This is a genomic window from Lentzea sp. HUAS12 (genome assembly GCF_024125735.1).
GTDB classification, from domain to species: domain Bacteria; phylum Actinomycetota; class Actinomycetes; order Mycobacteriales; family Pseudonocardiaceae; genus Lentzea; species Lentzea albida.
The window spans coordinates 7,816,714-7,843,458 of record NZ_CP099738.1 but is presented as its reverse complement, the minus strand read 5'-3'; the positions used below and the strand labels follow the sequence as shown (position 1 = coordinate 7,843,458).

Here is a 26,745-nt window from a genome sequence, read left to right as displayed (position 1 = left end):
CACACGATCGTGGTTATGCTCGCGCCGGCGGGGGTGACCAAACGGGCAGCGGGGGCCGTCCAGAAGGGAAGTCCGTGCAACAGCGAGTTGTCGCGAACCGCTACACCCTGCTCGTCGAGCTGGGCCGCGGTGCGATGGGCGTCGTGTGGCGCGCCCAGGACCAGGTGCTCGGCCGGGCCGTCGCCCTCAAGGAGCTGCACCCGCCGCAGGGAATCGCCGCCGAGGAGCGCAACGTCCTCGAGGAGCGCATGCTCCGCGAGGCGCGGACCGCGGGCCGCCTGAACCACCCGGCCGTCGTCACGGTCTACGACATCGTCCGCGAGAACGACCGCACCTACCTCGCGATGGAACTGGTCGACGCGCTCGACCTCGCGACCATCGTGCAGCGGCACGGGCCGCGTGACTCGACCTGGATGGCGGGCGTCGCGCTGCAGGTGCTGGGCGCGCTGGAGACCGCGCACCAGGCCGGCATCGTGCACCGGGACGTGAAGCCCAGCAACATCATGGTGCGGCCGGACGGGGCCGTGAAGCTGACGGACTTCGGCATCGCGCAGGCGATGGACGACCCGCGACTCACGCACAACGGCGGCATCGTCGGCTCGCCCGCGTACATGTCGCCGGACCGGCTGCACGGCTGGGAGGCCTCGCCCGCGTCCGACCTGTGGGCGCTCGGCGTCACGATGGCGCACGCGGTCGAGGGCGTCAGCCCGTTCGAGCGCACGTCCACCGCGTCGACGTTGCACGCGGTCATGAACGAGCCCCCGGTGCTGCGGCGGGCCTCGCCGGGTCTCGCGGAGGTGATCCGCGGTTTCCTGACCGTGGATCCGCAGCGCCGTCTGACCGCGCCCCAGGCCCGGCAGATGCTGACCGCGATCGTCCAGGGTGCCACGCAGGTGTCGTTGCCGCAGCAGAAGAGCAAGGGCAACGGCACCGCTGTCAAGATCGCCGCCGTGGTCGTGGGCATCGCCGTGCTCGCGGGTGCCGCGTTCGGCGGGTACCAGCTCCTCAAGCCGGAGGAGACCTCGAACGCGGGTCAGAACACCAGCCAGCCGAACCAGCCTGCCGAGAACTCCAGCGAGTGGACCGAGGCCTCACAGCTGCCGGTCGGCGCTCCGCTGCCGTCCCGGCGCATCGCCACGTTCGGCCGCGGCGGTGACGTGCCCGAGTGGAACCTCTCCGGCACCCAGTGCGCCAAGGACTTCCTCACGCAGGGTTCGCCGGTGCGGTCGGAGGTGCCGTGCAGCGGTCCGCACGGCATCCAGCTCTTCTCGGCCGCGACGCCGCTCTGGGACAAGCCCAAGGACACGGCCTACCCCGGCCTGGACTGGCTGACCGACTTCACCAAGAACTACTGCACCGAGCAGTTCAAGGTGATCGAGCCGAAGATCAAGGAGCCGCTCGGCTTCACCGGGCTCGTCCCGACGCAGAAGGAGTGGGAGGCGTACAACGACGCCTCCGCGCCGGGCCGCCAGGAGGTCCTGTGCGTGCTGTGGAAGCAGGACAGGTCACCCCTGGCGGGCTCGCTCGTCGGCTAACCGCGGATGGTGTCGATCACCAGCGGTGAACGCTCCGGTGCGGCGTCGGTGACCTCGTAGGCGCCTTCCAGCGCCTGCAGGGCTCCGGCGACCGCGTCCGGGGTGTCGGTGTGCAGCTCCAGCAACGGTTGCCCGGCCTCGACGGTGTCACCGGGCTTGGCCAGGCAGAGGACGCCGGCACCGAACTGCACCGGGTCCTCCTTGCGGGCACGACCGGCACCGAGCCGCCACGCCGCGACACCCACGCCGTAAGCATCCAAAGTGGACAGCACGCCGGACGCGGGCGCCTCCACCACGTGCTTGTGCGAGGCAACGGGCAGCGCGGCATCGGGATCGCCGCCCTGGGCCCGGATCATCCGCGCCCACACCTCGAAGGCCTCGCCGGACGCCAGCACGGCGGCCGGGTCGACCGAGATCCCGGCCAGCGACAGCATCTCGCGCGCCAGGGCCACGGTCAGCTCGACCACGTCGGCAGGTCCGCCGCCGCGCAGCACGTCCACGGACTCGGCCACCTCGACCGCGTTGCCGACCGCCCGCCCGAGGGGCACGGACATGTCCGTCAGCAGCGCCGAGATCCGCACGCCGTGCTCGACACCGATGGCCACCAGGGCCTCGGCCAGAGCACGGGCGGAAGCCAGGTCCTTCATGAACGCGCCGGAGCCGACCTTCACGTCCAGCACCAGCGACTCGGCGCCCTCGGCGATCTTCTTCGACATGATCGAAGAAGCGATCAGCGGGATCGCCTCGACGGTCCCGGTGACGTCCCGCAACGCGTAGAGCTTGCGGTCCGCCGGAGCGAGTCCCTCGGTGGCGGCGCACACGACGGCACCGACGGACGACAGCTGGTCGAGGATCTCCGAAGTGGACAGTGCGGCCCGCCACCCCGGGATCGACTCCAGCTTGTCCAGGGTCCCGCCGGTGTGCCCGAGACCGCGGCCCGAAAGCTGCGGCACCGCGGCACCACAGGCGGCCACGAGGGGCGCCAGCGGCAGCGTGATCTTGTCGCCGACACCGCCCGTCGAGTGCTTGTCCACGGTCGGGCGGTCCACGTGCAGCGACAACCGCTCGCCGGACGAGATCATCGCCTGCGTCCAGCGCGCGGTCTCGCCGGCGGTCATGCCGTTGAAGAAGATCGCCATCGCCAGCGCGGACATCTGCTCGTCCGCGACGGCGCCGCGCGTGTACGCGTCGATGACCCAGTCGATCTCCGGGTCGGACAACGCGCGGCCGTCGCGCTTGGCCCGGATGACATCCACCGCCGAGAAGCTCATGGCAGGTCCTCCGGCCCGAACGCGTCCGGCAGCACCGACGACATCGGCAGGATGCCGGACGGCGTGTCGACCAGGCAGTCGCGACCGCCCAGCTCGTACAGCACCTGACGGCACCGGCCGCAAGGCATCAGCAGCTCACCGGCACCGGACCGGCACGCCACCGCGACGAACCGGCCGCCGCCCGTGAGCTGCAGCTGACCGGCCATCGCGCACTCGGCGCACAGACCCACGCCGTACGAGGCGTTCTCGACGTTGCACCCGGTGACGATCCGGCCGTCGTCGCACAGCGCGGCGGAGCCGACCTGCAGCCCCGAGTACGGGCAATGGGCGAACGACGCCGCTTCCACCGCCCGTGCCCGCAGCAGGTCCCAGTCGACCTCAGCCACGGCGGTAGACCAGACCGTCGGCCGCCGGCATTCGCAGTCGTTGCGAGGCGACGGCGAGCACGGCCAGCGTCACCATGTGCGGCGCGTAGGACACGAACTCGCTGGGGATCTCGTCGAGGCTGATGTACAGCAGGTACATGAGCACGGCGATGACGATCGCGGCGGCGGCGGAGAACCACTTCCGGCGGATGAGCTGCCACACCACGATCACGGCGAGCAGCAGCACCACGCCGTAGACCAGCGCCAGCACCGTCTCGCCGCCCGAGCGCAGCTGCAGGCCGTCGGCGTACCCGAACAGCGCCGCACCACCGAGCAGGCCACCGGGCCGCCAGTTGCCGAAGATCATCGCGGCGAGGCCGATGTACCCGCGGCCGCCGGTCTGGCCCTCCAGGTAGGACAGCTGACCCGGGTTGAGCACCAGCGCGGCGCCGCCCAGGCCGGCGAGACCACCGGAGACGATCACGGCGACGTACTTGTGGAAGTACACCTTCACGCCCAGCGAGTCCGCGGCGTGCGGGTTCTCGCCGACCGAGCGCAGGCGCAGGCCGAAGCGGGTGCGCCAGAGCAGGTAGTACGACAGCGGCAGCAGCAGGATCGCGATCATCGTCAGCGGCGAGACACCGGTGACGAGGCCGCGCAGGATGCCCGCGACGTCCGAGATGAACAGGCGCTGCCCGGACTCGAGCTCACCGAGCCAGTCGCCGAGGCCCGCCACCGAGAACGTGTCGAACGACTGCACCGGCGGCGACTGGCGCGGGTTGTTCGACAGCGGCAGGAAGATGAGCGTCGACAGGTACTTCGTCAGACCGGCGCCGAGCAGGTTGATCGCCACACCGGAGACGATGTGGTTGACGCCGAACGTGACCGTCGCGATCGCGTGCAGCAGACCGCCGAGCGACCCGAACACCACGGCCGCGACGAGAGCGGCCCACGGGCCCCACTGGTAACCGGCCCACGCCGCGCCCCAGGTGCCCATGATCATCATGCCCTCGAGGCCGATGTTGACCACGCCGGCGCGTTCCGCCCACAGGCCGCCGAGACCGGCGAGCAGGATCGGCAGCGCGAGCCGGACGGCCGTCTGGGTCGTGCCCGACGACGTGAGCTGCGGGAACCCGGTCTGGTACGAGGTGATCGACAGCAACGCGATCGCGCCCGCCACGCCGAGCATGGCGACGGCCCAGCCGGGCACCCTGCGCTTGCGAGGCGCCGCGGGGACGTGCGGCTTCTCCTCCAACGTCGAGATCACGCGGCACCTCCGACAGTTCCGAGCTCACGGCCGACGCGACGCTGTTCCGAGGCGAGCTCGAAGCGGCGCACCACCTCGTAGGCGACGACGACCGACAGGACGATCGAGCCCTGCATGATGGTGACGATCTCCCTGGGCACGCCGACGTTGTCGAGCGCGAGACCCGACTTGTCGAGGAACGCCCAGAGCAGCGCGCCGAACGCGATGCCACCGGGGTGGTTGCGGCCGAGCAGCGCGATCGCGATGCCCGAGAAGCCGATGCCGGCGGTGAAGTTCAGGCTGAACGTGTGGTCGCGGCCGAGCAGTTCCGGCAGCGAGATCAGGCCCGCGATGGCGCCCGAGAGCAGCATCGAGACCAGGATCATCTTCTTGGCGTTGACGCCACCGGCCGACGCGGCGGTCGAGGACTCGCCGGACGCGCGCAGCTCGAAGCCGAACCGGGTCTTGTTCATCATGATCCAGTAGCCGACGCCGAGCGCGACGGCCACGAAGATGAAGCCGAACATCGTGCCGCCGCCACCGAAGCTGATGCCGGGCATCCAGCCGCTCTCCGGGATCTCGGCGGTGCGGATGTTGTTGCCCCGCAGCTCACCGAAGACGTCCCGGCGGATCAGGTAGGCGGACAGGCCGATGGCCAGGCCGTTCATCATGATCGTCGAGATGACCTCGTTGACGCCGCGGGTCACCTTGAGGATCGCGGGGATCGCGGCCCAGGCGGCACCGGCGATCGCGGCCACGATGATGATCACCAGCGTGTGGATGCCGGTGGGCAGGGCGATCGAGCCGCCGACGACCGCGGCGATCACGGCCGCGACGCGGTACTGGCCCTCGACACCGATGTTGAACAGGTTCATCTGGAACCCGATGGCCACCGCGAGCGCCGCGATGTAGTAGATGCCCGTCGAGTTGATGATGTCGACCAGGGTCGTGCCCTTGCCGACCTGCGTCACCATCGCACCGAACGCGCTGAACGGGTTCGCGCCGGAGATGACCAGCGCCACGCCGCACAACAGCAGTGAGAAGACGATCGCCAACGCGGGCGGCAGGAGTTTGCCGCGCAGGTGTCCCATCAGTTCTCGCCTTCCTCAACCACCGCGGTCTCGTGCACCGCGGCACTCGTCGCACCCGCACCCGTCATCGCGCTGCCGAGGTCCTCGGGCGTGACGGTGTTCGGGTCGGCGTCGGCCACCAGGCGGCCGCGCAGCATGACCTTGATCGTGTCCGACAGCCCGATCAGCTCGTCCAGGTCGGCGGAGATCAGCAGCACGGCGAGACCGGCGGCACGGGCGCGCTTGATCTCGTCCCAGATCAACGCCTGTGCGCCGACGTCCACACCGCGGGTCGGGTGCGAGGCGATCAGCAGCACCGGGTCACCGGACAGTTCGCGGCCGACGACGAGCTTCTGCTGGTTGCCGCCCGAGAGAGCGGCCGCGGGCACGTCGATGCCGGGCGTGCGGACGTCGAAGTCGGCGACGATCCGCTCGGTGTCGGACTTGGCGCCGTCGGTGTCGAGCCAGATGCCCTTGGCCGTCGGCTTGCGGGTCTGGTAGCCGAGGATCCGGTTGTACCAGAGGGGTTGCGTGAGCAGCAGGCCGTGGCGGTGGCGGTCCTCCGGCACGTAGCCGATGCCCGCCTCGCGCCGGGCGAGCGTCCCGAGCTTGGTGATGTCCTGGTCCTGCAGCGTGATCGTGCCGCTGCCGGCCTTGCGCATGCCCATGATCGTCTCGACGAGCTCGGTCTGGCCGTTGCCCTCGACACCGGCGATGCCGACGACCTCGCCGGAGCGCACGACCATGTCGACGTCGTCGAGGATCGGCCGCGATCCGTCGGGCGTCATGAGCTTGAGGCCCTTGACGTCCAGCACGACCGTGTCCGTGACGGTGGACTCGCGGGTCTCCGGGCTGGGCAGCTCGCTGCCGACCATCATCTCCGCGAGCTGCCGGGAGCTGACGGTCTTCGGGTCGGCGCTGCCCACCGTCGTGCCGCGGCGGATCACCGTGACGGAGTCCGCGATCGCGCGGACCTCGTCGAGCTTGTGCGAGATGAACAGGAACGTGTAGCCCTGCTCCTGCATGCCGCGCACGGTGTCGAAGAGCTCGTTGACCTCCTGCGGCACGAGCACGGCGGTGGGCTCGTCCAGGATGATCACCTTGGCACCGCGGTAGAGCACCTTGAGGATCTCGACGCGCTGGCGGTCCGCGACGCCGAGCTGCTCCACCAGGACGCCGGGGTCGACGTTCAGCCCGGTCCGGCCGGAGAGCTCGATGATGCGCGCGCGGGCCTTCTTGCCGATGCCGTGCAGGGCCTCGGCACCCAGGACCACGTTCTCCTGGACGGTGAGGTTGTCGGCGAGCATGAAGTGCTGGTGCACCATGCCGATGCCGGCCTTGATGGCGTCGGACGGCGTGCGGAAGCGCACCTGCTCGCCGTTCACCTCGATGGTGCCCTCGTCCGGCGGCTGCATGCCGTAGAGGATCTTCATCAGGGTGGACTTGCCCGCGCCGTTCTCACCGCACAGGGCGTGCACCTCACCACGGCGGACGGTCAGGTGGACGTCGCTGTTGGCGACCACACCGGGGAATCGCTTGGTGATGCCTGTGAGCACCACCGCGGGGTGTTCGTCCGTCCCAACGGACGTGGAACTGCTCATCGTCGAGTGCTCCTCCTGCCACGCACCGGGCCCTGTGAGGGCGAAATCCTCACAGGGCCCGGCATGTGCGAACGACTAAGCGAACTGACGGACTACGGCTTGTCCGCGACCTTGATCTTGCCCTCGATGATCTGGGCCTTGTAGCCCTCGAGGATGCCCTGCAGCTTCGCGTCGATCTTGCCACCCGACGTGGCGTAACCGACACCGTCCACCTTCAGGTCGAAGACCTTCGGCAGCGACGCGAGGTCGTTCTTCGCGACGGCCTTGATGAAGTCGTAGACCGCGACGTCCACGCGCTTGAGCATGGACGACACGATGACGTCCTTGGTGTCGGCGACGGTCGCCTGGTTGTACTGGTCGGAGTCGACGCCGATGGCGAGCACGCCACCCTGCTTCGCGGCCGAGAAGATGCCCTTACCGGACGCACCCGCGGCCTGGTAGATGACGTCGGCACCCTTGTCGATCTGGCCCTTCGCGGCTTCCTGGCCCTTCGGGGCGTCCTGGAAACCGGTGAAGTCGCCGGCGGGGGTGATGTACTTCTTCTCGATCTGGATCTTCGGCGCGGCGGTCTTGGCGCCCTGCGCGTAGCCGGCCTCGAACTTCTGGATCAGCGGGATCTCGACACCGCCGACGAAGCCCACGTGGCACTTCTTGCTCTGGTACGCGGCGATGACGCCGGCCAGGAAGGAGCCCTCCTGCTCGGCGAACAGCAGCGGCGTGACGTTGGCCGCGCCCTCGACGGAGCCGTCGACCAGGCCGAACTTGACGTTCGGGAACTCGCCCGCGACGAGCTTCATCGACTCGGCGTAGGCGAAGCCGACACCGATGATCGGGCTGAAGCCCTCGGACGCCAGCTGGCGCAGACGGGTCTGCTTGGCCGACTCGTCCTCGTTCGGAGCCGCGGAGAGCTCGCGGGTGTTCTCCTTCTTCACCCCGAAGTCGGTGAGCGCCTTGTCCAGACCGGCGGCGGCGGAGTCGTTGAACGACGCGTCGCCACGACCACCGATGTCGTAGGCCAGACCGACCTTCAGCGTGCTCGCGTCCACCTTCTCGCCGTTGGCGGCGCTGGTGTTCGACGTGGCGGGCGCGCTGGGGGCCTCGGCGAACTCGCAGGCGGCACCGGTACCGGTACCCGAGTTGTTGCTACCGCCACCCGAGTCCTTCGCGCAGGCGGCCATAGTCATCACGCTGGTCAACGCGATCGCGGCGACCGCGACACCACGCATACGACGACGCACGGCGCGTCTCCTCCCTGAGTTTCCTCCTCAACGGCATTGTTGAGGCCTAGAGGCGGCACCGTACCTCTTAGTAACCAACCCCGTTGCCGCCAGCACCTACAAAGACCCCTATCGGTTACGCATTCGACGCATTGGCGGCACGACTGGTGATCACTCGTGTTCAGCGCGTGGCGAATCGTCCTCTTCGGCCGCTTCCCCACGCCGATCTTCGCCCGGTCGGCCCAGCGACGCACGCCAGAGCCAACGCTGCGGCACGACGCCGACCCGCGGATGTCAGCCCGCGTTGAACCATTCCCGGCCCGCCGGACGTGTAGCGGGTGGCAAGTGCCCTTGCCGGTGGCGGCGGCCCGGATCCTTGGCGGAGGTCCTGGCCGCCGCCTTCGTGTGGCGCAGGCCGCATTTCGGGATCGATCAAGACCGCTTGGCCGATCGACAGCGTGTCTCATCGATCACAGAGCGGGTGCGCCTGCTGTGAGTGTTCCAACGTGCGGGACTACGCTTTTCCGGTCATGGTCGGACGAGAACGGACTTGTTCGCCGACCACACCACCACTGACGTTGGAGGCCGCGGCGCATGACCAGCGCAGGCGCACCCGAGCGTTCGGGCACCACCCGAGGGGGTGGGACGCTCTACCGCGGTGATCTGGGCATGTGGTCCTGGGTCGCCCACCGGATCACCGGTGTCCTCACGTTCTTCTTCCTCTTCACCCACGTGCTCGACACCGCCCTCGTGCGGGTGTCCCCGAACGCGTACGACGCGGTGATCGAGACCTACAAGAACCCGGTCGTCAACCTCTTCGAGGTCGGCCTCGTCGGCGCGGTGCTCTACCACGCGCTGAACGGCATCCGGGTCATGCTGGTCGACTTCTGGGAGAAGGGCGCCAAGTACCAGCGGGTCATGCTGTGGACCGTGCTGGCGGTCTGGGTCGTCGTCATGATCCCCGGCTTCTACTTCATGATGGAGCGCACGCTCTCCGACCTGTTCGGAGGTCACTGAGCCATGTCCCTCGCACTCGACAAGCCCCGCTCGCCGAAGCGCCCCGCGGCCCGTCGCAGCAACGGCGAGCTCTACAGCTGGCTGTTCATGCGCCTCTCCGGGCTGCTGCTCGTGGTCCTGGTCCTGGGCCACCTGTTCATCATGAACATCCTGGACGGCGGCGTCCACAAGATCAACTTCGGTTTCGTCGCCGGTCGCTGGGCGTCCCCGTTCTGGCAGTTCTGGGACCTCGCGATGCTCTGGCTCGCGCAGATCCACGGCGGCAACGGCGTGCGGACGGTCATCAACGACTACGCCCGCAAGGACTCCACCCGGTTCTGGTTGAAGATGCTGCTCTACGTGTCGATGGTCCTGATCATCTCGCTCGGCACGTTCGTGATCTTCACCTTCGACCCGAACATCTCGAACTGACCCGCGCGGGGAGCCCACCACAATGCAGTTCCACAAGTACGACGTAGTCATCATCGGCGCTGGTGGTGCCGGAATGCGCGCGGCGATCGAGTCCGGCCAGCGCGCCCGCACCGCGGTGCTCACCAAGCTCTACCCCACGCGTTCGCACACCGGCGCGGCCCAGGGCGGCATGTGCGCCGCCCTCGCCAACGTCGAGGAGGACAACTGGGAGTGGCACACCTTCGACACGATCAAGGGCGGCGACTACCTGGTCGACCAGGACGCCGCCGAGATCATGGCGAAGGAGGCCATCGACGCGGTCCTCGACCTCGAGAAGATGGGCCTTCCGTTCAACCGCACGCCCGAGGGCAAGATCGACCAGCGCCGGTTCGGCGGCCACACGCGCAACCACGGTGAAGCCGCCGTGCGCCGCGCCTGCTACGCCGCGGACCGCACCGGTCACATGATCCTGCAGACGCTCTACCAGAACTGCGTCAAGCACGGCATCGAGTTCTTCAACGAGTTCTACGTGCTCGACATCTGCCTGACCGAGACGGAGAACGGCCCGGTCTGCACCGGCGCCGTCGCCTACGAGCTCGCGACCGGCGAGATCCACGTCTTCCAGGCCAAGTCCGTCGTGTTCGCGACCGGTGGTTTCGGCAAGGTCTTCAAGACCACGTCGAACGCCCACACGCTGACCGGCGACGGCATGGGCATCGTCTTCCGCAAGGGCCTGCCCCTGGAGGACATGGAGTTCTACCAGTTCCACCCGACCGGTCTCGCCGGTCTCGGCATCCTGCTGACCGAGGGTGCCCGCGGCGAGGGCGCGATCCTGCGCAACGCCTCGGGCGAGCGGTTCATGGAGCGCTACGCCCCGACCATCAAGGACCTGGCGCCGCGCGACATCGTGGCCCGTTCGATGGCTCTCGAGGTGCTGGAAGGCCGTGGCGCCGGCCCGAACAAGGACTACGTGCTCCTGGACTGCACGCACCTCGGTGCCGAGGTGCTGGAGACGAAGCTCCCGGACATCACCGAGTTCGCCCGCACCTACCTCGCGGTCGACCCGGTCGTCGAGCCCGTCCCGGTCTACCCGACCGCGCACTACGCGATGGGCGGCATCCCGACCAACATCCACGGCGAAGTGCTGCGGGACAACGACAACGTCGTGCCCGGCCTTTACGCCGCGGGTGAGTGCGCCTGCGTGTCCGTCCACGGCGCGAACCGCCTGGGCACGAACTCGCTGCTGGACATCAACGTCTTCGGCCGCCGCGCGGGCATCGCCGCCGCCGAGTACGCCCTGTCCCGCGAGTCCCACGTCGACCTGCCGGAGAACCCGGCCGCGGCCGTCGAGGCCCAGGTCGCCCTGGCGCTGTCGGAGCACGGCCAGGAGCGCGTCGCGGACATCCGCACCGAGTTGCAGGCCACCATGGACGCCAACGCGTCCGTGTACCGCACTGAGGACACGCTGAAGCAGGCCCTGCACGACGTGCAGGCCCTGAAGGAGCGTTACGCGCACATCTCCGTGCAGGACAAGGGCAAGCGCTTCAACACGGACCTCCTGGAGGCCGTCGAGCTCGGCTTCCTGCTGGAGCTCGCCGAGGTGCTCGTCCACGGTGCCCTCGCCCGCAAGGAGTCCCGCGGCGGCCACGCCCGCGAGGACTACCCGAACCGCGACGACACGAACTTCATGCGCCACAGCATGTTCTACAAGCAGGGCGACGGCCTCTCGGCCGACATCCGGCTCGACTACAAGCCCGTGACCTTTACCCGGTACAAGCCGATGGAGCGCAAGTACTGATGACCGCCACCGCTGAAACCACTGCTGGCTCGCGCGGCTCCCAGCCGCCGGTTCCGGACGGCGCTGTCACGGTCACCGTCAAGATCCGCCGGTTCAACCCGGAGATCGACGACGAGCCGCGCTGGGACTCGTTCGACATCCCGGCGCTGCCGTCGGACCGCGTGCTCAACCTGCTGCACCACATCAAGTGGTACGTGGACGGCACGCTCACCTTCAGGCGTTCGTGTGCGCACGGCATCTGCGGTTCGGACGCGATGCGCATCAACGGCGTGAACCGCCTCGCCTGCAAGGTGCTCCTCAAGGACCTGCTGCTCAAGGGCGACAAGCAGACCACGATCACCATCGAGCCCATCAAGGGCCTGCCGGTGAACAAGGACCTGCTCGTCGACATGGAGCCGTTCTTCGAGGCTTTCCGCGCGGTGAAGCCTTATCTGGTGACCTACGGCAACGAGCCGACCCGTGAGCGGATCCAGTCCGTTGCCGACCGGGAGCGGTTCGACGACACGACCAAGTGCATCCTGTGCGCCTGCTGCACCACCTCTTGTCCCGTGTACTGGACCGAGGGGTCGTACTTCGGGCCGGCCGCGATCGTGAACGCGCACCGGTTCATCTTCGACTCCCGGGACGAGGGGGCTGAGGAGCGGTTGGACATCCTGAACGACATCGATGGCGTGTGGCGGTGCCGGACCACGTTCAACTGCACCGACGCGTGTCCTCGCGGGATCCAGGTGACCAAGGCGATTCAGGAAGTGAAGCGGGCGCTGCTGTTCAAGCGCGTGTGAGTTCGGTTGCGAAGCGCCGTGCCCCTGCGGGGCACGGCGCTTCTGCGTTTGCCGGGGTGGTCGCGTTCGGTTGGTCGGTTCGCCTTGCGAGGGCGACTGCGGTCGGCACCGCACCTCCCCCTCACAGCGCTCCCTCGCCGCGCTTCCCCTCAGCTCCTCCCATCGGCGGCTCCACCTGTCAGCGCCCCCACCTCTCAGCGCATCTCCACCACCTGCACCGCGGGCCGAGGCCTCGCCGCTGCCGCCAGATGCGCCGCCCTCAACTCCCGAGCCACAGCCTCCGGCGAGTCCCGCAGGCGGGTCGGCAGGGTCTGCACCACGAGGATCCCGGCGGCGGCGTAGCGCGAGTTGCGGGCGAGGGTGCGTTCGTAGTCGCGTGGGCCGTGGTGGAAGGCGCGTGAGTCGATCTCCCAGGCCAGGCCCACGTCGTCGTACCAGGCGTCTGGTCTCGCGATCACGAGGCCGGACGCGTCCGCGATCGTCGCGTTCCAGTGCGGGGTCGTCAGGCGGATCTTGCGGGAGAGGCGGCGGGCGTCCCGTTCTGCCACCGACTCCGCGCGGCCGAGGTCGCGGAGGACCTCGCGGGCCAGCTTGGTGCCGTAGCGGTTGGTGCGGGCCTCCACGCGCAACTCGTCGGGCGTGCAGAGGCGCCGTTGGACGGCGGCGGCCACCAGGGCCGTGGCCTCGTCCACAGAGCGCAGGAAGCGGCACGCGTCGACCACGGCTCGTGCCGCGGACACCACCGGGAAGCCGCCCACGTCGGATGATGGTGGCATCGGTGAGGCGCGTTCGAGGACCAGGGAGCCGCTGCCGCGCGCGGTGCCGGGTACCAGGAGGTGGATCTCCGGCGAGTGGGCCGGGAGGCCGTGGCGGCGGCAGGCCCAGGAACCCGTGACCACCGCACCCGGGCCTGCTCTCAGGAGGGCCGCGGTGAGGTGTTGGTCCGGAGTGGGCGGGCCGTTGTGCAGCAGCACGACGCCTGGGTACATGCGCTGCCACGGCCCGCCCGAGGCGCACCTCCGCCACGGATCGGCCACCCCGAAGGACTTCAGGGTGGTGGTGCTGATGACTCCGAGATCGCTGCGTTCGCGCAGGTGTTCGATTCGCACGTCACCAGTGTGACGAGGACCACCGACAGTGTGCGGCGGTCAGCGCCGCGGCTGGCGCCTGGCGCGGTCGAAGACCATCAGGATCGAGCCGCCGACGAGCATCAGCACGCCGAGCAGCAGCGTCCACACGGGCGAGGTGCCGGTGTTGGCCAGGCGGTTGTCCTGGTGGACCGGAGGTGTGACCACGGTGGTGGTCTGCGGCGGCGTCGTGAGCCACGGCTTCGTCGTGGTCGTCACCGGCGGTGTGGTGGTGCCGGACGTCGTGGTCGTCACCGGCGGTGTCGTGGTCGACGACGGCGGGGTGGTGGTCGTCGAGCCGGTCGTCGTCGTGGTGGTGGATGACGGCGGCGTGGTCGTCGTCGAATCGGTCGTCGTGGTGGTGGACGACGTAGTGGTGGTCGTGGTCGTCGACTCCGTGGTGGTGGTCACCGGTGGTGTCGTCGTGGTCGTGTACTCCGTTGTGGTGGTGACCGGCGGTGTCGTGGTCGTCGTGCACGGGGTGGTGGTCGTGGTCGGCGGGGTGGTCGTGGACGACGTCGGAGGCTCTTCACCTCTCGGCGACGGCGCACGCCATCCCGGATGTTCCTTCGGGCACCACGCAGCGGCGCACACCTGGCCATCCCCGGAGGCCGAGGCCTCCGGGGCGGCACCGTGCAGTGAGACGAGCGTCAACACTGCCCCGGCGGCGAGCACACCGATATAGGCGATACGTGACATACCTCGGATGGTGGCGCGCGGGTACAACACACCGGGTCAAAAGCACGCCCACGTCACCCGGCAGTGCGGGTGACATCGCCCGATCAGGTCCAGAAGACCGCGACCCCGATGTTCAGCACGACCAGTGACGCGGCCGTCGGCAGCAGCCACGACGGCGCCTTCGGCTTGTTCACGTTGATCGCCACGACGACGGCGATGGCCACGACGACCAGCAGCTTCACGCCGATCTTGACGTGGTCGTACTTCACGGAGTCGACCAGCGGGTCGATGCCCACCAGCGCGACACCGGTCAGCAGCTGCAGAGCCGCACCGTGCAGCCATCCCTTGTTGACGGGCGCGTCCTTGCCGGCCTTGGCCTGCAACATGATCATCGCGACGAGCATGCCCATGCCCAGCAGGTGCAGGAACACCAGCAGCAGGCGTACGAACTCCACAGCTTTTTCCTTATCGACGTCGGGTGGCCAGGTATCCCCGCACGCCCAGCACGCCGATGACCGTGCCGAACACGAGCGAGGCGATCACGAGCACCAGGTGCACGGTGAAGAACGCGGTAGGTCCGTCGCTGAACGAACGGGGGTCCTTCCAGATGTTCTTCAGGAACGTGGGCCAGATCACCCACGACCACACACCGAAAGCCACCAGGAAGAGTGACATCGGGCGCGAGAGCTTCACGCCGCCCAGTATCGGACGTGCTGGGTGCAAGCGGCTGAACGGGGGTGGATAGCCTGAACGTGTGCCCTTCCCAAAACGGCTCATCGTCGCCCTGGTCCTAGCAACGGCCACCGCCGCGTTCGCCGCACCGACGAGCACCGCACAGCAGGCCGCCGGCTCGGCGCAGTGCGCTAACCGCGAGACCCCGCCGCCACCGGTGGACACGTCCGAGCAGCCCGCGCCCGGCCAGAAGGCCCCGACGCCGCTCGAGGTGCCCGAGAGCCCGATCGGCGGTGACCGGCTCGGCGAGTGCGGCCTGATCCTGCCGCCGAACTCGGCACAGCCGCCCAGCGGCACCACCGCCGCCTCGTGGCTGCTCGCGGACATGGACAGCGGCGCCGTCATCGCCGCGTACGACCCGCACGGCCGTCAGCGCCCTGCCAGCATCATGAAGGTGCTGCTGGCGATGGTCGTCGCCAAGGAACTGCGGGGCGACCTGGTCGTCACCGCCAGCGCCGAGGACATCGCGCAGGAGTGCACCTGCGTCGGTCTGCGCGACGGTGGCCAGTACACCGTCCGCCAGCTGCTGCACGGCCTGTTGCTCGCCTCGGGCAACGACGTGGCGCACACGCTGGCCCGTCAGCTCGGCGGCGTGCCGAACGCCCTGCGCAAGATGAACGCCATGGCCAAGGAGCTCGGCGCCCTCGACACCCGCGCCGTCACCCCGTCCGGCCTCGACGGCCCCGGCACCAGCACCTCGGCCTACGACGTCGCCCTGATCTTCCGCGGCGCGATGAAGTACGACGAGTTCGCGCAGGCCATCAAGCTGCCGCAGTCGCAGTTCCCCGGCAAGAACGGCGGAACGATCATGCTGCAGAACGACAACCGCCTGCTCGCGAACTACCAGGGCGCGCTCGGCGGCAAGACCGGCTTCACCGACGACTCCCAGCACACCTACGTGGGCGCGGCGGAGCGCAACGGCCGTCGCCTCGTCGTGGTGTTGTTGCGCGGCCAGCAGACGCCCACGCGCATCGACGCCCAGGCGGCCAAGCTGCTCGACTACGGCTTCGCGATGGGCCCCGGCGGCGTCGGCAAGCTCGTCGACGGCGCGCCGCAGCCGAAGCCGAACGTCGTCCCGACGCAGAGCAGCAACGAGAGCCAGGACACCGCCGCGACCACCGACCCGGAGACCGGCCGCCCGACGCCGACCGCGTTCGGCACCGTCGGCCTCCCGATCACGGCGGTCGCGGGCCTCGGCCTGCTGGCCGGTCTGGTGCTCTTCATCCGCAACAAGCGGGCCAAGGCGGCACGGGCACGCCGCCAGGCCCAGCAGCAGGCGGCACAGGGCGTCTGAGGCACGAAAGACGACGGCCCCGGCGCACCCGCGCCGGGGCCGTTCTCGTGCACTACCGCTGTGAGGCCGCGACGACGAGCGTCGAGGAGATGTGCCCGTACCCGGAGTCGGCCGGGAGGAAGAGCGTCTCGATGCCGCTCAGGTCGCGGTTCGCCGCGGCCATCGGCAGCTCGTGCGCCAGGTCGCCACCGCCGCGCACGCCCCGCACGACCACGCCGGCGCCCACCTCGCGGCAGTAGTCGACCAGCAGCCGTCCGGCGCTCGAGTCCACCCGCACGTTCGCCAGGTCGGCGGTGAGCTCTGCCAGCAGGGCGAGGCGGTCGGGCAGGGGAAGCCGCCCGGTCTTCGCCGGGTTGGTCAGGACGCACACGACCACCTCGTCGAACATGCCCGCGGCTCGCCGCACGACGTTGAGGTGGCCCTGCGTCGCGGGGTCGAAGGAGCCGGGGAACACGGCGCGCACGGCCGGGCCTACTTGCGGCGCCAGCGGAAACCGAGCAGCGCTCCGGCCACCGCCCCTGCTCCCAGCATCAGCGACGGCGAGGGCCCCTCGCGCACGGAGACGACGGGCTGGATCACCGCGGGCGGCGGCGCCTGCACGACCTCCGGCTCGACGTTCTCCTTCGCCGTGGCCGTCCAGGCCGTGATGAACAGGATGAACTGCGCCACCAGGTTCGCGAACACCAGCACACCGATCACGGACCCGAACGCGGCCGAGGTCGGCGACTTGGTCGTGAACGACAGGAAGATCGTCGCCGTCTGCTTCAAGATCTCGAACCCGACCGCGCCGGCGAACGCGCCCTTGACCGCGCTGCGCCAGCCGACGGGCTTGCGCGGCAGCCGCGACAGCACCCACAGGAACACGAGCCAGTTCGCGAGCAGCGACAGCACGATCGTGCCGATCCGCAGCAGCACCCGCGCCCAGCCGGCCTCCTCCAGGCCCACCCACCGCAGGACGAGCTCGGCGAAGCCGGTGCCGACGGCCGTGATGCCGAACGACAGCACGATCGCCAGGCCGAGACCGAGCAGCGACAGCAGGTCGCGCCACAGCGTGCCGAGGAACGGCAGCTCCCCCTTCGCCTGACCCCACTGCGCGGTCAGGGCGTCACGGAGGTTGCTCATCCAGCCGAGACCGGAGTACGCGGCGCCGAGCAGACCGATGATGCCGACGGTGCCCTTGGACTGCAGGGCGGTGTCCACGGCCTCGTTGATCTGGGTGCGCAGGCCCTCGTCCGGCACGGCCTCCGCGATGCTGGACCGCAGGCTGGCCAGCAGGTCGGGCTGCGACTGCAGCACGAAACCGGCGACCGCGAACCCGATCATCAGGATCGGCACGAGCGAGAGCACGCTGAAGTACGTCACCGCAGCGGCGTGTTGTGTTCCGTACCGTTGGTCGAACCGTTCATACGCACGCATGATGTGGTCGAGCCATGCGTACTTCCGCCGCCACTTGTCCACGCATAAGACGCTAATGCACCTGCCTTACTCAGGCAGAACAAAGCCGATCTTCTCGTACGTCCGGCGCAACGTCCCGGACGCCACCTCACGGGCGCGTTCGGCGCCACGGGCGAGGATCTTGTCCAGCGACGCCACGTCGTCGAGGTACGTCTTCACGCGCTCCTGCACCGGCGTGACCCACTCGGTGAAGACCTCGCCGAGGTCCTTCTTCAGGTCGCCGTAGCCCTTGCCGTCGTAGTCCCGCACCAGCGACTCGACCGTGCGGTCCGTGAGCGCCGAGTAGATCGACAGCAGGTTCGAGACACCCGGCTTGTTCTCGACGTCGAAGACGATCTCGCGGCCCGTGTCGGTGACCGCGGACCGGATCTTCTTGGCCGAGCGCTTCGGGTCCTCCAGCAGCTCGACGACACCGCCGGGCACCGACTTGCTCATCTTCGACGTCGGGTCCTGCAGGTCGAAGATCTTGGCCGTGTCCTTGACGATGTACGCCTCGGGCAGCCGGAACGTCTTGCCGTAACGCGAGTTGAAGCGCGTCGCGAGGTCGCGGGTCAGCTCCAGGTGCTGGCGCTGGTCCTCGCCGACCGGCACGTAGTGCGCCTGGTACAGCAGGATGTCCGCGGCCTGCAGGATCGGGTACGTGAACAGGCCCACGCCGACGGACTGCTCCTGGCGCGCCGACTTGTCCTTGAACTGCGTCATCCGCGACGCCTCGCCGAAGCCGGTCATGCACTGCATGACCCAACCGAGCTGGGCGTGCTCCGGGACGTGGGACTGCACGAACAGCGTCGCGCGGTCCGGGTCGATGCCCAGCGCGAGCAGCTGGGCGGCCGAGACGCGGGTGTTCTGGCGCAGGGTCTTCGGGTCCTGCTCCACGGTGATCGCGTGCAGGTCGACGACGCAGTAGAACGCGTCGTGGGCCTCCTGCAGGGCCACCCACTGCCGCACCGCACCCAGGTAGTTGCCGAGGTGGAACGACCCGGCCGTCGGCTGGATGCCGGACAGGACGCGGTGGCGCTTCGCGGGCGCGGTCGTGCTTGCGGTGGTGCTTTCTGCGGGCGCGTTCTCCGTGGACACGGACGAAATCTTCTCAGACCGGGGTGGATCAGTTCTGCGTGGTGTCCTGCTGGACGAGGTCGATGCGCTGGTTCGCGGCGACGACCGGGGCCGGCTTGCGGCGCTTCACCAGGCCGTACACCAGACCGCCGACGCCCGCGGTGACCGCGATCAGGCCGACGGGTCCAGCGGCCGTGCCGGTCATGCTGCTCTCGACCGCGGCGCTCACTACAAGACTCATGCCGTGCACTTGCCGAGCCTCCCCATGGCACAGATCCACCCCGGAACGGGTGAACCTCGCTGACTGAATGGCCGCCAAGCTACCGATCACCGGTAGCGTCTACGCGCCGATTCAGACTATCGGTCACTGATGATCGGTTCGCACTCGCCCATATGTCGTAGTCCGCTGACGGGCGTTACGCCCTGCTAGTGAAGCCAGGGTCTCGAGCTCACTCACCGTGCGCGCCGACCCGTGCTCCGAGCCTGCCATGCGGCTGATGGTCTCCTCCATCAACGTGCCGCCGATGTCGTTCGCACCTCCGTTGAGGATCTCCGCGGTGCCCTCGTCGCCGAGCTTGACCCAGGAGCACTGGATGTTGTCGACGCGTCCGTGCAGCGCCAACCGTGCGAACGCGTGCACGGCCCGGTTGTCGCGGCGGGACGGGCCGGGGCGGGCGACGCCGGCCAGGTAGATCGGGGCGTTGCGGTGCACGAACGGCAGCGCGACGAACTCGGTGAGCCCGCCGGTGCGGTCCTGGAGCTTCGCGAGGACGCGGAAGTGCGTGAGCCAGTGGCCGGGGTGGTCGACGTGGCCGTACATCATCGTGCTGGACGAGCGGATGCCCAGCTCGTGGGCCGTTCCGACGACGTCGAGCCAGGTCGCGGTCGGCAGCTTGCCCTTGGTGAGCACCCACCGCACGTCGTCGTCGAGGATCTCGGCCGCCGTGCCGGGGATCGTGTCGAGGCCGGCTTCCTTCAGATCCGTGAGCCACTCACGGACGCTCACGCCCGCCTTGGCCGCCGCGGAGACGATCTCCATCGGGCTGAACGCGTGCACGTGCATCCCGGGGATGCGCTTCTTGATCGCGCGCACGACGTCGGCGTAGTACGTCACCGGCAGCTTGGGATCGATGCCGCCCTGCATGCAGACCTCGGTGGCGCCGTCGTCCCACGCCTCCTGCGCGCGGTCGGCGACCTCCTCCGCACTCAGCCTGAAGGCGTCCGCGTCGCGCTCGCGCTGGGCGAAGGCGCAGAAGCGGCAGCCGACGTAGCAGACGTTGGAGAAGTTGATGTTCCGGTTGACGACGTACGTGACGTCGTCGCCGACCACCTCTCGCCGCAGGTCGTCGGCGAGCTTGACCATCTCCTCCAGTGCGTCGCCGTCCGCGGTGAGGAGTGCCATGGCGGCGTCGGTGTCGTCGAGGATCGCGCCGGGGTCGTTCGCGGCGATCTTCAGTCCACGTTGGACGTCTTCGGAAAGTCGTTGCGGCGCAACGGGGATCTTCAGCTCGTCCCAGTCGCCGTAGACCTCGTCGAAGTCGCCGCGGCGGTCGCTCGTGCGGCCCTCGGTGTCGATCGCGGTGTTGAGGTCGGCGCGGCCGTAGGTGTCGAGGCCGCCGTCGGGCTCCTGCCACTCGCGGCCGACGACCTCCGCGTCCGGGTTCGCGAGGCCGTTCTCCAGCGCCAGCGCGGAAACGTGCGTCGTGAGCCTCGTGTCGATCCACTGCCCCGCGGCCGCGCGGACGTAGCGCGGGTAGACGTTCAGCCTCTCCTGCAAGGAGAAACCGGCCTGGCGGGTGATGTCGGCGAGCTGGTCGACCTGGGGCCAGGGCTTCTCGGGGTTCACGTGGTCGGGCGTGATCGGCGAGACGCCGCCCCAGTCGTCGACGCCCGCGCGGAGCATGAGGTCGAACTCGCCGCCGACGAGGTTCGGCGGCGCCTGCACGCTCACGGTCGACGGCATCACCAGGCGCGCCACGGCGATCGTGGCCGCGAGCTCGGTCAGGTCGGCGTCGGGCATGCCGCGCATCGCCGTGTCCGGCTTGGCGCGGAAGTTCTGGATGATGACTTCCTGGATGTGCCCGTACTGCTTCGCGATCTGACGCATCGCGAGCAACGACTCGGCGCGTTCGGTGATCGTCTCGCCGATGCCGATGAGGATCCCGGTGGTGAACGGGACGTTCACGCGACCGGCGTCGGTCAGCACCCGCAGGCGGACGGCGGGATCCTTGTCGGGACTGCCGTAGTGCGGACCGCCCTTCTCGCTCCAGAGACGTTCCGCGGTGGTCTCGAGCATCATGCCCATGCTGGACGCCACGGGCCGCAGCCGCGTCAGCTCCTCCCAGCTCAGCACGCCGGGGTTGAGGTGCGGCAGCAGCCCGGTCTCCTCCAGCACCGCGATGGCGCTCGCCCGCACGTAGTCCAAAGTGGACTCGTACCCGCGCGCGTCCAGCCACTCCTTCGCGGCGGGCCAGCGGTCCTCCGGCCGGTCGCCCAGCGTGAACAGCGCTTCCTTGCAGCCCTGCGCGGCCCCGGCGCGCGCGATCGCCAGCACCTCGTCGCGTTCGAGGAACGCCGCGGGCACCTTGTGCGGCACGGTCGCGAACGTGCAGTAGTGGCACCGGTCCCGGCACAGTCTCGTCAGCGGGATGAACACCGACCGGCTGTACGTGACGATCCCAGCGCGCCCCTCGGCGAGAAGGTGCGCATCCCGCACCTTGCCCGCCGCGGTGAGCAACGCGTCGAGGTCGTCCTCGCGCGCGTGCAGCAACACGGCGGCCTCTGTCGCGTCGAGCACGGCACCGTCGGAGGCCCGGCGCAGAGCACGCCTCATGGCCGCCGCGCTCGGACGGGGCTGCGGTGGGGTTAGCGAGATGTCCACTGCCACGTCAACGACCTTAGGCCGCCGAAATTCCTGATCAGGTGGGACGGGCTGTGGGACATCCCACTTCACCGCACCGCGACCAGCAGTTCCGTGTTCCGGTCGAGCGGCGTGCCCAGCGGGTCCGTGCGCGAGTGGATGTCGTTGTAGGTGAACTCGCGGCACAGGCTGGCGAGCCCCTGATCGCTGCGGTCGTCGTAGTCGACCTGATAGGGCGCGTCAGCCTCCAGCAAGGTCGTGAACAGCGACAACGTGCCGTCCCCGTTGTCCGCGACCTCGATCACGCGGGCGTGCTGCGGGTAGTCGACGTGGGCCGCGGTGTTGATCTCCCAGAAGCTCCGCGACGGCGTGGCGTGCCGGTGCGGCGTGATCACGTTGCGGTGCGTGTGGCCGTTGACCCACGCCAGCACGTTCGGGAACCGGTGCAGGAGGTTGAGGAGCGCGTCGCCGTTCATGCGCGGGTCCAGGGGCCTGCGCTTGTCCGGCAGCACGTTGCCCATCGTCGTGGAGGTGTGGTGGCTGAAGAGCACGAACAACTCGTCGGTGACGTTCTGCCGTTGCGGCAACCCGAGCCAGTCGTAGTAGAGCGAACTGTTGCGCTTGAGGGTCCGCTCGATCCAGTTGAGCTGATGAAGCCCTATCGAGCCCGTGGAGAACCCTGCGAGGTTCGTGGTGTCCATGCTGATGCCCGTGACACCAGGCGCCATCCGGAACGTGTAGAAGACGTCCACACCATCCGCGTTGGCATCCGTGTACCCGTGACCACCCGACGGCAAATGCTTTCGCACGTACTCACCAGTCGTGAACAGCCGTCGGCGGTCATCAGGCGTCACGGTCCGGACAACACCACTCGTCCCGAGAATCGCCATCGCTTCCGGTATCGCCTTGGGGTCGTGGAACGCCTGGGCGACCTTGGCGTTCTGCACGGGGTCACCGAACCCGACGATCTTCTTGCGCCCGGTGTACCAGCCGTCGAGCAGCCCGTCCGGCAACGCCCCGACCACGCTGTCGTCGTGGTTGCCGATCGTGGCGTACCAGGGGATGTCGAGGCCGGGGCTGCTGAACTCGCGGACCGCCGCGTCGAGCAGCCCCGGCAACCGCGGGAAGCCCTTGGCCTTGTAGTCGTCCGCGCCGCTCAGGTCGGGCTGCCAGAACGTGCTGATGCCCGCGTTCTGCACACCTTCGTACCTGCTGTCACCGGTGTTCGGCGTGATGCGGCCGCCGTTGAGGACGGTGAGGAACCAGTCGAGCTCGACGTTCTCGTGGTTGTCGGTGTTGTCGCCGGTCGTCACGAGGCAGTCGAAGGGCCGACCGGTGAGCGGCCCGTTCTTGACGGCGTTGACCCTTCTCACGAGGCTCGTCGACCCCTGCGTCGTGAGCGCCTCCTGCGGCCGGTGCGCGCTGGAGCCCAGGACGGGGTGCAGGTACTCGAAGCGCAGCGGACTCTGCGCGTCGCAGATGTGCATGTCGCTGAACTGCACGAAGCTGGTCAGCGCCTTCCTGCGGGCCTCCCGGTTCGGCTTGGCCTGGATGAGGTCACTGCGGACGACCGTCGGCCAGCCCGGCCCGGCCTGGAGCCTGCGGTAGCCGCCGGTGCCGGTCGGCGTGGCCGTGGCCTCCAGCGTGGTGCCCGCCGTTGACGCAAACGCTTGGCGGTCGAGGAGGGGCACGCCTGCCGCGCCCACGCCCATCGCCAGGAGGAAGGACCGCCGGTTGAACCCTGTCATGCCGCCCCCGATTCATCGATGGTGAATCGTGTTCATGTTCAGGGAGCGGGTGGGTGGAATCGAGGGGGCAGGTGGGTGACAAGAGCGATAAAGGCTGGTCGGGCTGGGCCAGTCGGATCAGTCTGTGTCGCTGCCCAGGCCCGCGAGCAGTTGGTGCAACTGCTCCTCGAGTTGCGGGCGTTTCTCGGTGAGCACCTGCCACACGAGCGTGTCGTTCACGCTGGCGTAGCCGTGGATCAGGATGTTGCGGAAGGCCACGATGCGGGGCAGGTCCGGTATGGAGGCAGCGAGGTCAGGAGAGGCCTTCGACAGGTTGTTCAGGGCCTCGCCGTGCGGTGATCACGCCGCATACAGGTTTTCCTTGGTGTCCATGACCTGCCGGCGGAAGTAGGGATTGCGGATGCTGCCGTCGACGACCAGGTCGACAGGCTTGCCGAGGATCCGCTCCAGCCCTTCCTTCAGCGCGAAGTAAGTGCCGAAGTGGTCGAAGTCGTCCTGAGCCTCGAAGTCGACGAGGAGGTCCACATCGCTGGTCGTCACGTCGAACGAATCACCGGTCGCGGATCCGAACACGTCGAGTCGCCGGACCTTCAGCGTCCGGCACAGGTCCTCGATCTCGCCTAGTTTGGCCGCGACTACCTCGTGCACCCTCGTCACCTCCTCGGACACGATTGTGCCCGATCCGGGGCGTCAGGTCAGTCCGAGTACACGACGGTGACCGGCGCGTGGTCCGACCAACGCTCCGCATAAGTCGCCGCCCGCTCCACCACAGCCGACGAGGCCCGCCCAGCCAACCCCTCGGTAGCGACCTGGTAGTCGATCCGCCACCCGGAATCGTTGTCGAACGCCTTCCCCCGGTAAGACCACCACGAGTAGGGCCCAGCCACATCGGGGTGCAAGGACCGGACCACGTCGTGGTACCCGGACGAGAACACCGAAGTCATCCACTCCCGCTCATAGGGCAGGAACCCGGACTCCTTCTGATTCGTCTTCCAGTTCTTCAGATCCGCCTGCTGGTGCGCGATGTTCCAGTCCCCGCACACGAGCACCTCACGCCCGGAAACCGCCGCCTTCTCCCGCAACGACACCAGGTACGGCAGGAACGCGGCCATGAACCGGTCCTTCTCGTCCTGCTTCGCAGTGCCCACGTCCCCGGACGGCAGGTACAACGAGGCAACCACCACACCGGGCAGCTCGATCTCCACGTACCGGCCGCTCGCCTCGAACTCCGCAACACCGAAGCCCACACGCACAGAGGTGGGCTCAACGCGCGAGAGCACACCAACACCAGCGCGGCCCTTCAAAGAAGAAGGCGCGTACACGCCGTGCCAGCCGGCAGGCGAGTGGACATCAGCAGCCAGCTCGGAAGGTTCGGCGCGGACTTCCTGCAGGCACACCACATCAGCGGAGGAAGCAGCGAGCCACGAGAGGTAGCCCTTCTTCGCCGCCGCGCGCAGACCGTTGACGTTGACCGTGGAGACCGTGAGCACGACGAGGGAGCCTACTTGGAGGCCAGGCCCCAGGGTTTCGGGTACTCGGCGTCGCAGCGCGCGCAGTGGGCGGTGAGGTCCAGGTACGCGACGAGGGTGGCCATCTCGTCGCGGGGCAGGGCGAGCTGGCGTTGGCCGTCGATCTCCGTGTAGAGGCCCTGCCACTCGGGGTCGCAGGAGCACTGCGTGACGCTCTTGCCTCTGCCCCACCGGAACATGTTGCGCAGCATGCGCCCGAGTTTACTTGCAGGTGGAATCGCTGGTCAGCGCTACGAAGGACTGGCTGACCCAGCGGCGGTCGCTGAGCATGCGGTAGCCGTTCTCCACCCTCGCCTGGGCGTCGGTGACGGCGTCGCGCGGCATGGTCGAGACGATCGGCTGCATGTCGCCGGGGCCCGAGCGGACGTTGAGGATGTCCGCGGTCACGGTGACCTTGCAGATCTCGGCGGACTTGTCGCCGCTGTCCATCGGCTTGCCGCCGTTCACCGCGTACATGACGCCGGCGACGCCCAGCACCCCAATCACGATCAGACCCCTGACCGGAACACCCAGCATGACGCCCTCCCGAACCGCGAACTGCTTCAAGCAGCAGATATAGCGGCAAAAACGGCAAGGAGGACGGCCTGCGGCGGCAACCACCCGCAAGAGGAACCGACCGGGTGACGCGCAACGAGAAAAGCCACCCCGGAGTGACCGGGGTGGCTTTTCTCAGAGGGCGCGGATCAGAACGACGCCATCTTCTTCTTGAGGTTCTCGTCGAGCGCGGCGAGGAAGTCCTCGGTGGTCAGCCACTCCTGGTCCTTGCTGATCAGCAGGGCCAGGTCCTTGGTCATCTGACCGGCCTCGACCGTCTCGATGACGACGGACTCGAGCGCCTCGGCGAAGCGGATCACCTCGGGGGTGTTGTCCAGCTTGCCGCGGTGCATGAGGCCGCGGGTCCACGCGAAGATCGACGCGATCGGGTTCGTGGAGGTCGGCTTGCCGGCCTGGTGCTGGCGGAAGTGACGCGTCACGGTGCCGTGCGCGGCCTCGGCCTCGACCGTCTTGCCGTCCGGCGTCATCAGGACCGACGTCATGAGGCCGAGCGAGCCGAAGCCCTGCGCGACCGTGTCGGACTGGACGTCACCGTCGTAGTTCTTGCACGCCCAGACGTAGCCGCCCTCCCACTTCATCGCGGCGGCGACCATGTCGTCGATCAGGCGGTGCTCGTAGGTGAGGCCCTTGGCGTCGAACTCCGCCTTGAACTCCTCGTCGAACACGCGCTGGAAGATGTCCTTGAAGGCGCCGTCGTAGGCCTTCAGGATCGTGTTCTTCGTCGACATGTAGACGGGGTAGCCCCGCTGCAGGCCGTAGGAGAACGAGGCGCGGGCGAAGTCCTCGATGGACTTGTTGTAGTTGTACATGCCCATCGCCACACCGCCCTCCGCCGGGAACTCGGTGACGACGTGCTCGATCGGGTCCGAGCCGTCCTCCGGCTGGAACGTGATCGTGAGCTTGCCGGCGCCGGGCACCTTGAAGTTGGTGGCCTTGTACTGGTCGCCGTGCGCGTGACGGCCGATGATGATCGGCTTCGTCCAGCCGGGGACCAGGCGCGGGACGTTCGAGATGATGATCGGCTCGCGGAAGACGACACCGCCGAGGATGTTGCGGATCGTGCCGTTCGGCGAGACCCACATCTTCTTGAGGCCGAACTCCTCGACGCGCGCCTCGTCCGGCGTGATCGTGGCGCACTTGACGCCGACGCCGTGCTTCTTGATGGCGTTGGCGGCGTCGATCGTGACCTGGTCGTCCGTGGCGTCCCGGTGCTCGATGCCCAGGTCGTAGTACTCCAGAGTGACGTCCAGGTACGGGTGGATCAGCTTGTCCTTGATGAACTGCCAGATGATCCGGGTCATCTCGTCGCCGTCGAGCTCGACGACGGTGCCCTGAACCTTGATCTTGCCCATAACTCCGGGCGCTCCTCTCGCGACGATGCAAGCAAGACAAGCGTACTGGTAAACCGTCCGTCCGCGC

29 protein-coding genes are annotated in these 26,745 nt (G+C 68.5%); 7 read left to right on the top strand and 22 right to left on the bottom strand.

The window, feature by feature from the left end; translation table 11 throughout:
- The first annotated feature begins 74 nt into the window (after positions 1-74).
- Positions 75-1,535: a serine/threonine-protein kinase gene (locus ND450_RS36700; RefSeq protein ID WP_253322760.1), complete on the top strand. Its 1,461-nt coding sequence runs from the start codon at positions 75-77 to the stop codon at positions 1,533-1,535.
- On the opposite strand, the gene ND450_RS36695 is transcribed toward ND450_RS36700, so the two are convergent.
- From ND450_RS36695 to ND450_RS36670, 6 genes are all read right to left on the bottom strand, one after another.
- Positions 1,532-2,806, bottom strand: a complete 1,275-nt coding sequence (locus tag ND450_RS36695) for a thymidine phosphorylase (RefSeq protein ID WP_253322759.1) — start codon at positions 2,804-2,806, stop codon at positions 1,532-1,534. The genes ND450_RS36700 and ND450_RS36695 overlap by 4 nt on opposite strands.
- A complete protein-coding gene (locus ND450_RS36690) occupies positions 2,803-3,192 on the bottom strand; it encodes a cytidine deaminase (protein ID WP_090067213.1) in 390 nt (129 codons plus the stop codon). The genes ND450_RS36695 and ND450_RS36690 overlap by 4 nt, the downstream gene beginning before the upstream one ends.
- Positions 3,185-4,438 (bottom strand): ABC transporter permease, encoded by a 1,254-nt coding sequence (locus tag ND450_RS36685; protein WP_253322758.1) that lies wholly within the window; start codon positions 4,436-4,438, stop codon positions 3,185-3,187. Before ND450_RS36685 ends, ND450_RS36690 begins: the two co-directional genes overlap by 8 nt.
- Positions 4,435-5,508 carry an ABC transporter permease gene (locus tag ND450_RS36680; protein ID WP_089914875.1) on the bottom strand — a complete coding sequence of 358 codons (1,074 nt, stop codon included), beginning with the start codon at positions 5,506-5,508 and terminating at the stop codon, positions 4,435-4,437. Before ND450_RS36680 ends, ND450_RS36685 begins: the two co-directional genes overlap by 4 nt.
- Positions 5,508-7,088 (bottom strand): ABC transporter ATP-binding protein, encoded by a 1,581-nt coding sequence (locus ND450_RS36675; protein ID WP_253322757.1) that lies wholly within the window; start codon positions 7,086-7,088, stop codon positions 5,508-5,510. Before ND450_RS36675 ends, ND450_RS36680 begins: the two co-directional genes overlap by 1 nt.
- 92 nt (positions 7,089-7,180) lie before the next feature.
- Positions 7,181-8,314 (bottom strand): BMP family protein, encoded by a 1,134-nt coding sequence (locus ND450_RS36670; protein ID WP_253328095.1) that lies wholly within the window; start codon positions 8,312-8,314, stop codon positions 7,181-7,183.
- Positions 8,315-8,899: 585 nt separating this feature from the next.
- Here ND450_RS36670 and sdhC point away from each other — a divergent pair.
- The 4 genes from sdhC to ND450_RS36650 are packed head-to-tail and all read left to right on the top strand — an operon-like array spanning position 8,900 to position 12,292.
- The gene (sdhC, locus tag ND450_RS36665; protein ID WP_253322756.1) at positions 8,900-9,322 is read left to right on the top strand and encodes a succinate dehydrogenase, cytochrome b556 subunit; all 423 of its coding nucleotides are present in this window, start codon (positions 8,900-8,902) and stop codon (positions 9,320-9,322) included.
- Positions 9,323-9,325: 3 nt separating this feature from the next.
- Complete coding sequence (locus ND450_RS36660; protein ID WP_253322755.1) at positions 9,326-9,733, top strand: succinate dehydrogenase hydrophobic membrane anchor subunit; 408 nt, start codon at positions 9,326-9,328, stop codon at positions 9,731-9,733.
- 22 nt (positions 9,734-9,755) lie between these two features.
- Positions 9,756-11,510 carry a succinate dehydrogenase flavoprotein subunit gene (gene sdhA / locus ND450_RS36655; protein ID WP_253322754.1) on the top strand — a complete coding sequence of 585 codons (1,755 nt, stop codon included), beginning with the start codon at positions 9,756-9,758 and terminating at the stop codon, positions 11,508-11,510.
- The gene (locus ND450_RS36650) at positions 11,510-12,292 is read left to right on the top strand and encodes a succinate dehydrogenase iron-sulfur subunit (protein WP_089914895.1); all 783 of its coding nucleotides are present in this window, start codon (positions 11,510-11,512) and stop codon (positions 12,290-12,292) included. The genes sdhA and ND450_RS36650 overlap by 1 nt, the downstream gene beginning before the upstream one ends.
- 194 nt (positions 12,293-12,486) lie before the next feature.
- Here the strand turns inward: ND450_RS36650 and ND450_RS36645 are convergent, their stop codons facing one another.
- On the bottom strand, positions 12,487-13,401 hold the full coding sequence (locus tag ND450_RS36645; RefSeq protein WP_253322753.1) for a hypothetical protein: 915 nt from the start codon (positions 13,399-13,401) through the stop codon (positions 12,487-12,489).
- A 39-nt stretch (positions 13,402-13,440) separates the two neighbouring features.
- Positions 13,441-13,587, bottom strand: a complete 147-nt coding sequence (locus ND450_RS36640) for an LPXTG cell wall anchor domain-containing protein (RefSeq protein ID WP_177229721.1) — start codon at positions 13,585-13,587, stop codon at positions 13,441-13,443.
- Between ND450_RS36640 and ND450_RS36635 the strand changes: the two genes are divergently transcribed.
- Positions 13,580-14,104 (top strand): hypothetical protein, encoded by a 525-nt coding sequence (locus tag ND450_RS36635; protein WP_253322752.1) that lies wholly within the window; start codon positions 13,580-13,582, stop codon positions 14,102-14,104. The two genes, ND450_RS36640 and ND450_RS36635, sit on opposite strands and share 8 nt — an antisense overlap.
- A gap of 97 nt (positions 14,105-14,201) precedes the next feature.
- On the opposite strand, the gene ND450_RS36630 is transcribed toward ND450_RS36635, so the two are convergent.
- Positions 14,202-14,552 carry a hypothetical protein gene (locus ND450_RS36630; protein ID WP_089914898.1) on the bottom strand — a complete coding sequence of 117 codons (351 nt, stop codon included), beginning with the start codon at positions 14,550-14,552 and terminating at the stop codon, positions 14,202-14,204.
- 10 nt (positions 14,553-14,562) lie between these two features.
- A complete protein-coding gene (locus ND450_RS36625) occupies positions 14,563-14,790 on the bottom strand; it encodes an SCO4848 family membrane protein (RefSeq protein ID WP_089914901.1) in 228 nt (75 codons plus the stop codon).
- A 61-nt stretch (positions 14,791-14,851) separates the two neighbouring features.
- Between ND450_RS36625 and ND450_RS36620 the strand changes: the two genes are divergently transcribed.
- Complete coding sequence (locus ND450_RS36620; RefSeq protein WP_253322751.1) at positions 14,852-16,123, top strand: D-alanyl-D-alanine carboxypeptidase family protein; 1,272 nt, start codon at positions 14,852-14,854, stop codon at positions 16,121-16,123.
- A 52-nt stretch (positions 16,124-16,175) separates the two neighbouring features.
- On the opposite strand, the gene coaD is transcribed toward ND450_RS36620, so the two are convergent.
- The 12 genes from coaD to ND450_RS36560 form a co-directional block, all read right to left on the bottom strand.
- A complete protein-coding gene (coaD, locus tag ND450_RS36615) occupies positions 16,176-16,586 on the bottom strand; it encodes a pantetheine-phosphate adenylyltransferase (RefSeq protein WP_253322750.1) in 411 nt (136 codons plus the stop codon).
- 8 nt (positions 16,587-16,594) lie between these two features.
- Positions 16,595-17,581, bottom strand: a complete 987-nt coding sequence (gene yhjD, locus ND450_RS36610) for an inner membrane protein YhjD (protein WP_253322749.1) — start codon at positions 17,579-17,581, stop codon at positions 16,595-16,597.
- Between the two features lie 24 nt (positions 17,582-17,605).
- Positions 17,606-18,655, bottom strand: coding sequence for a tryptophan--tRNA ligase (trpS, locus tag ND450_RS36605; RefSeq protein WP_253322748.1), 1,050 nt, complete (start codon positions 18,653-18,655; stop codon positions 17,606-17,608).
- A gap of 28 nt (positions 18,656-18,683) precedes the next feature.
- Positions 18,684-18,875 carry a hypothetical protein gene (locus ND450_RS36600; protein ID WP_143091559.1) on the bottom strand — a complete coding sequence of 64 codons (192 nt, stop codon included), beginning with the start codon at positions 18,873-18,875 and terminating at the stop codon, positions 18,684-18,686.
- A 123-nt stretch (positions 18,876-18,998) separates the two neighbouring features.
- On the bottom strand, positions 18,999-21,521 hold the full coding sequence (locus ND450_RS36595; RefSeq protein ID WP_256557358.1) for a bifunctional FO biosynthesis protein CofGH: 2,523 nt from the start codon (positions 21,519-21,521) through the stop codon (positions 18,999-19,001).
- A 62-nt stretch (positions 21,522-21,583) separates the two neighbouring features.
- The gene (locus tag ND450_RS36590; protein WP_253322746.1) at positions 21,584-23,242 is read right to left on the bottom strand and encodes a TIGR03767 family metallophosphoesterase; all 1,659 of its coding nucleotides are present in this window, start codon (positions 23,240-23,242) and stop codon (positions 21,584-21,586) included.
- Between the two features lie 117 nt (positions 23,243-23,359).
- Positions 23,360-23,503, bottom strand: a complete 144-nt coding sequence (locus tag ND450_RS36585) for a DUF86 domain-containing protein (protein WP_371927802.1) — start codon at positions 23,501-23,503, stop codon at positions 23,360-23,362.
- A gap of 78 nt (positions 23,504-23,581) precedes the next feature.
- Positions 23,582-23,890 (bottom strand): nucleotidyltransferase family protein, encoded by a 309-nt coding sequence (locus tag ND450_RS36580; RefSeq protein ID WP_253322744.1) that lies wholly within the window; start codon positions 23,888-23,890, stop codon positions 23,582-23,584.
- A gap of 47 nt (positions 23,891-23,937) precedes the next feature.
- Positions 23,938-24,732 carry an exodeoxyribonuclease III gene (locus tag ND450_RS36575; protein ID WP_253322743.1) on the bottom strand — a complete coding sequence of 265 codons (795 nt, stop codon included), beginning with the start codon at positions 24,730-24,732 and terminating at the stop codon, positions 23,938-23,940.
- 11 nt (positions 24,733-24,743) lie between these two features.
- A complete protein-coding gene (locus ND450_RS36570; protein ID WP_089914923.1) occupies positions 24,744-24,962 on the bottom strand; it encodes a hypothetical protein in 219 nt (72 codons plus the stop codon).
- Positions 24,963-24,972: 10 nt separating this feature from the next.
- Positions 24,973-25,287: an SH3 domain-containing protein gene (locus ND450_RS36565; protein ID WP_177229723.1), complete on the bottom strand. Its 315-nt coding sequence runs from the start codon at positions 25,285-25,287 to the stop codon at positions 24,973-24,975.
- A gap of 167 nt (positions 25,288-25,454) precedes the next feature.
- Entirely contained in the window at positions 25,455-26,678 is a 1,224-nt protein-coding gene (locus tag ND450_RS36560; RefSeq protein WP_253322742.1) for an NADP-dependent isocitrate dehydrogenase, read from the bottom strand.
- Positions 26,679-26,745 lie beyond the last annotated feature (67 nt).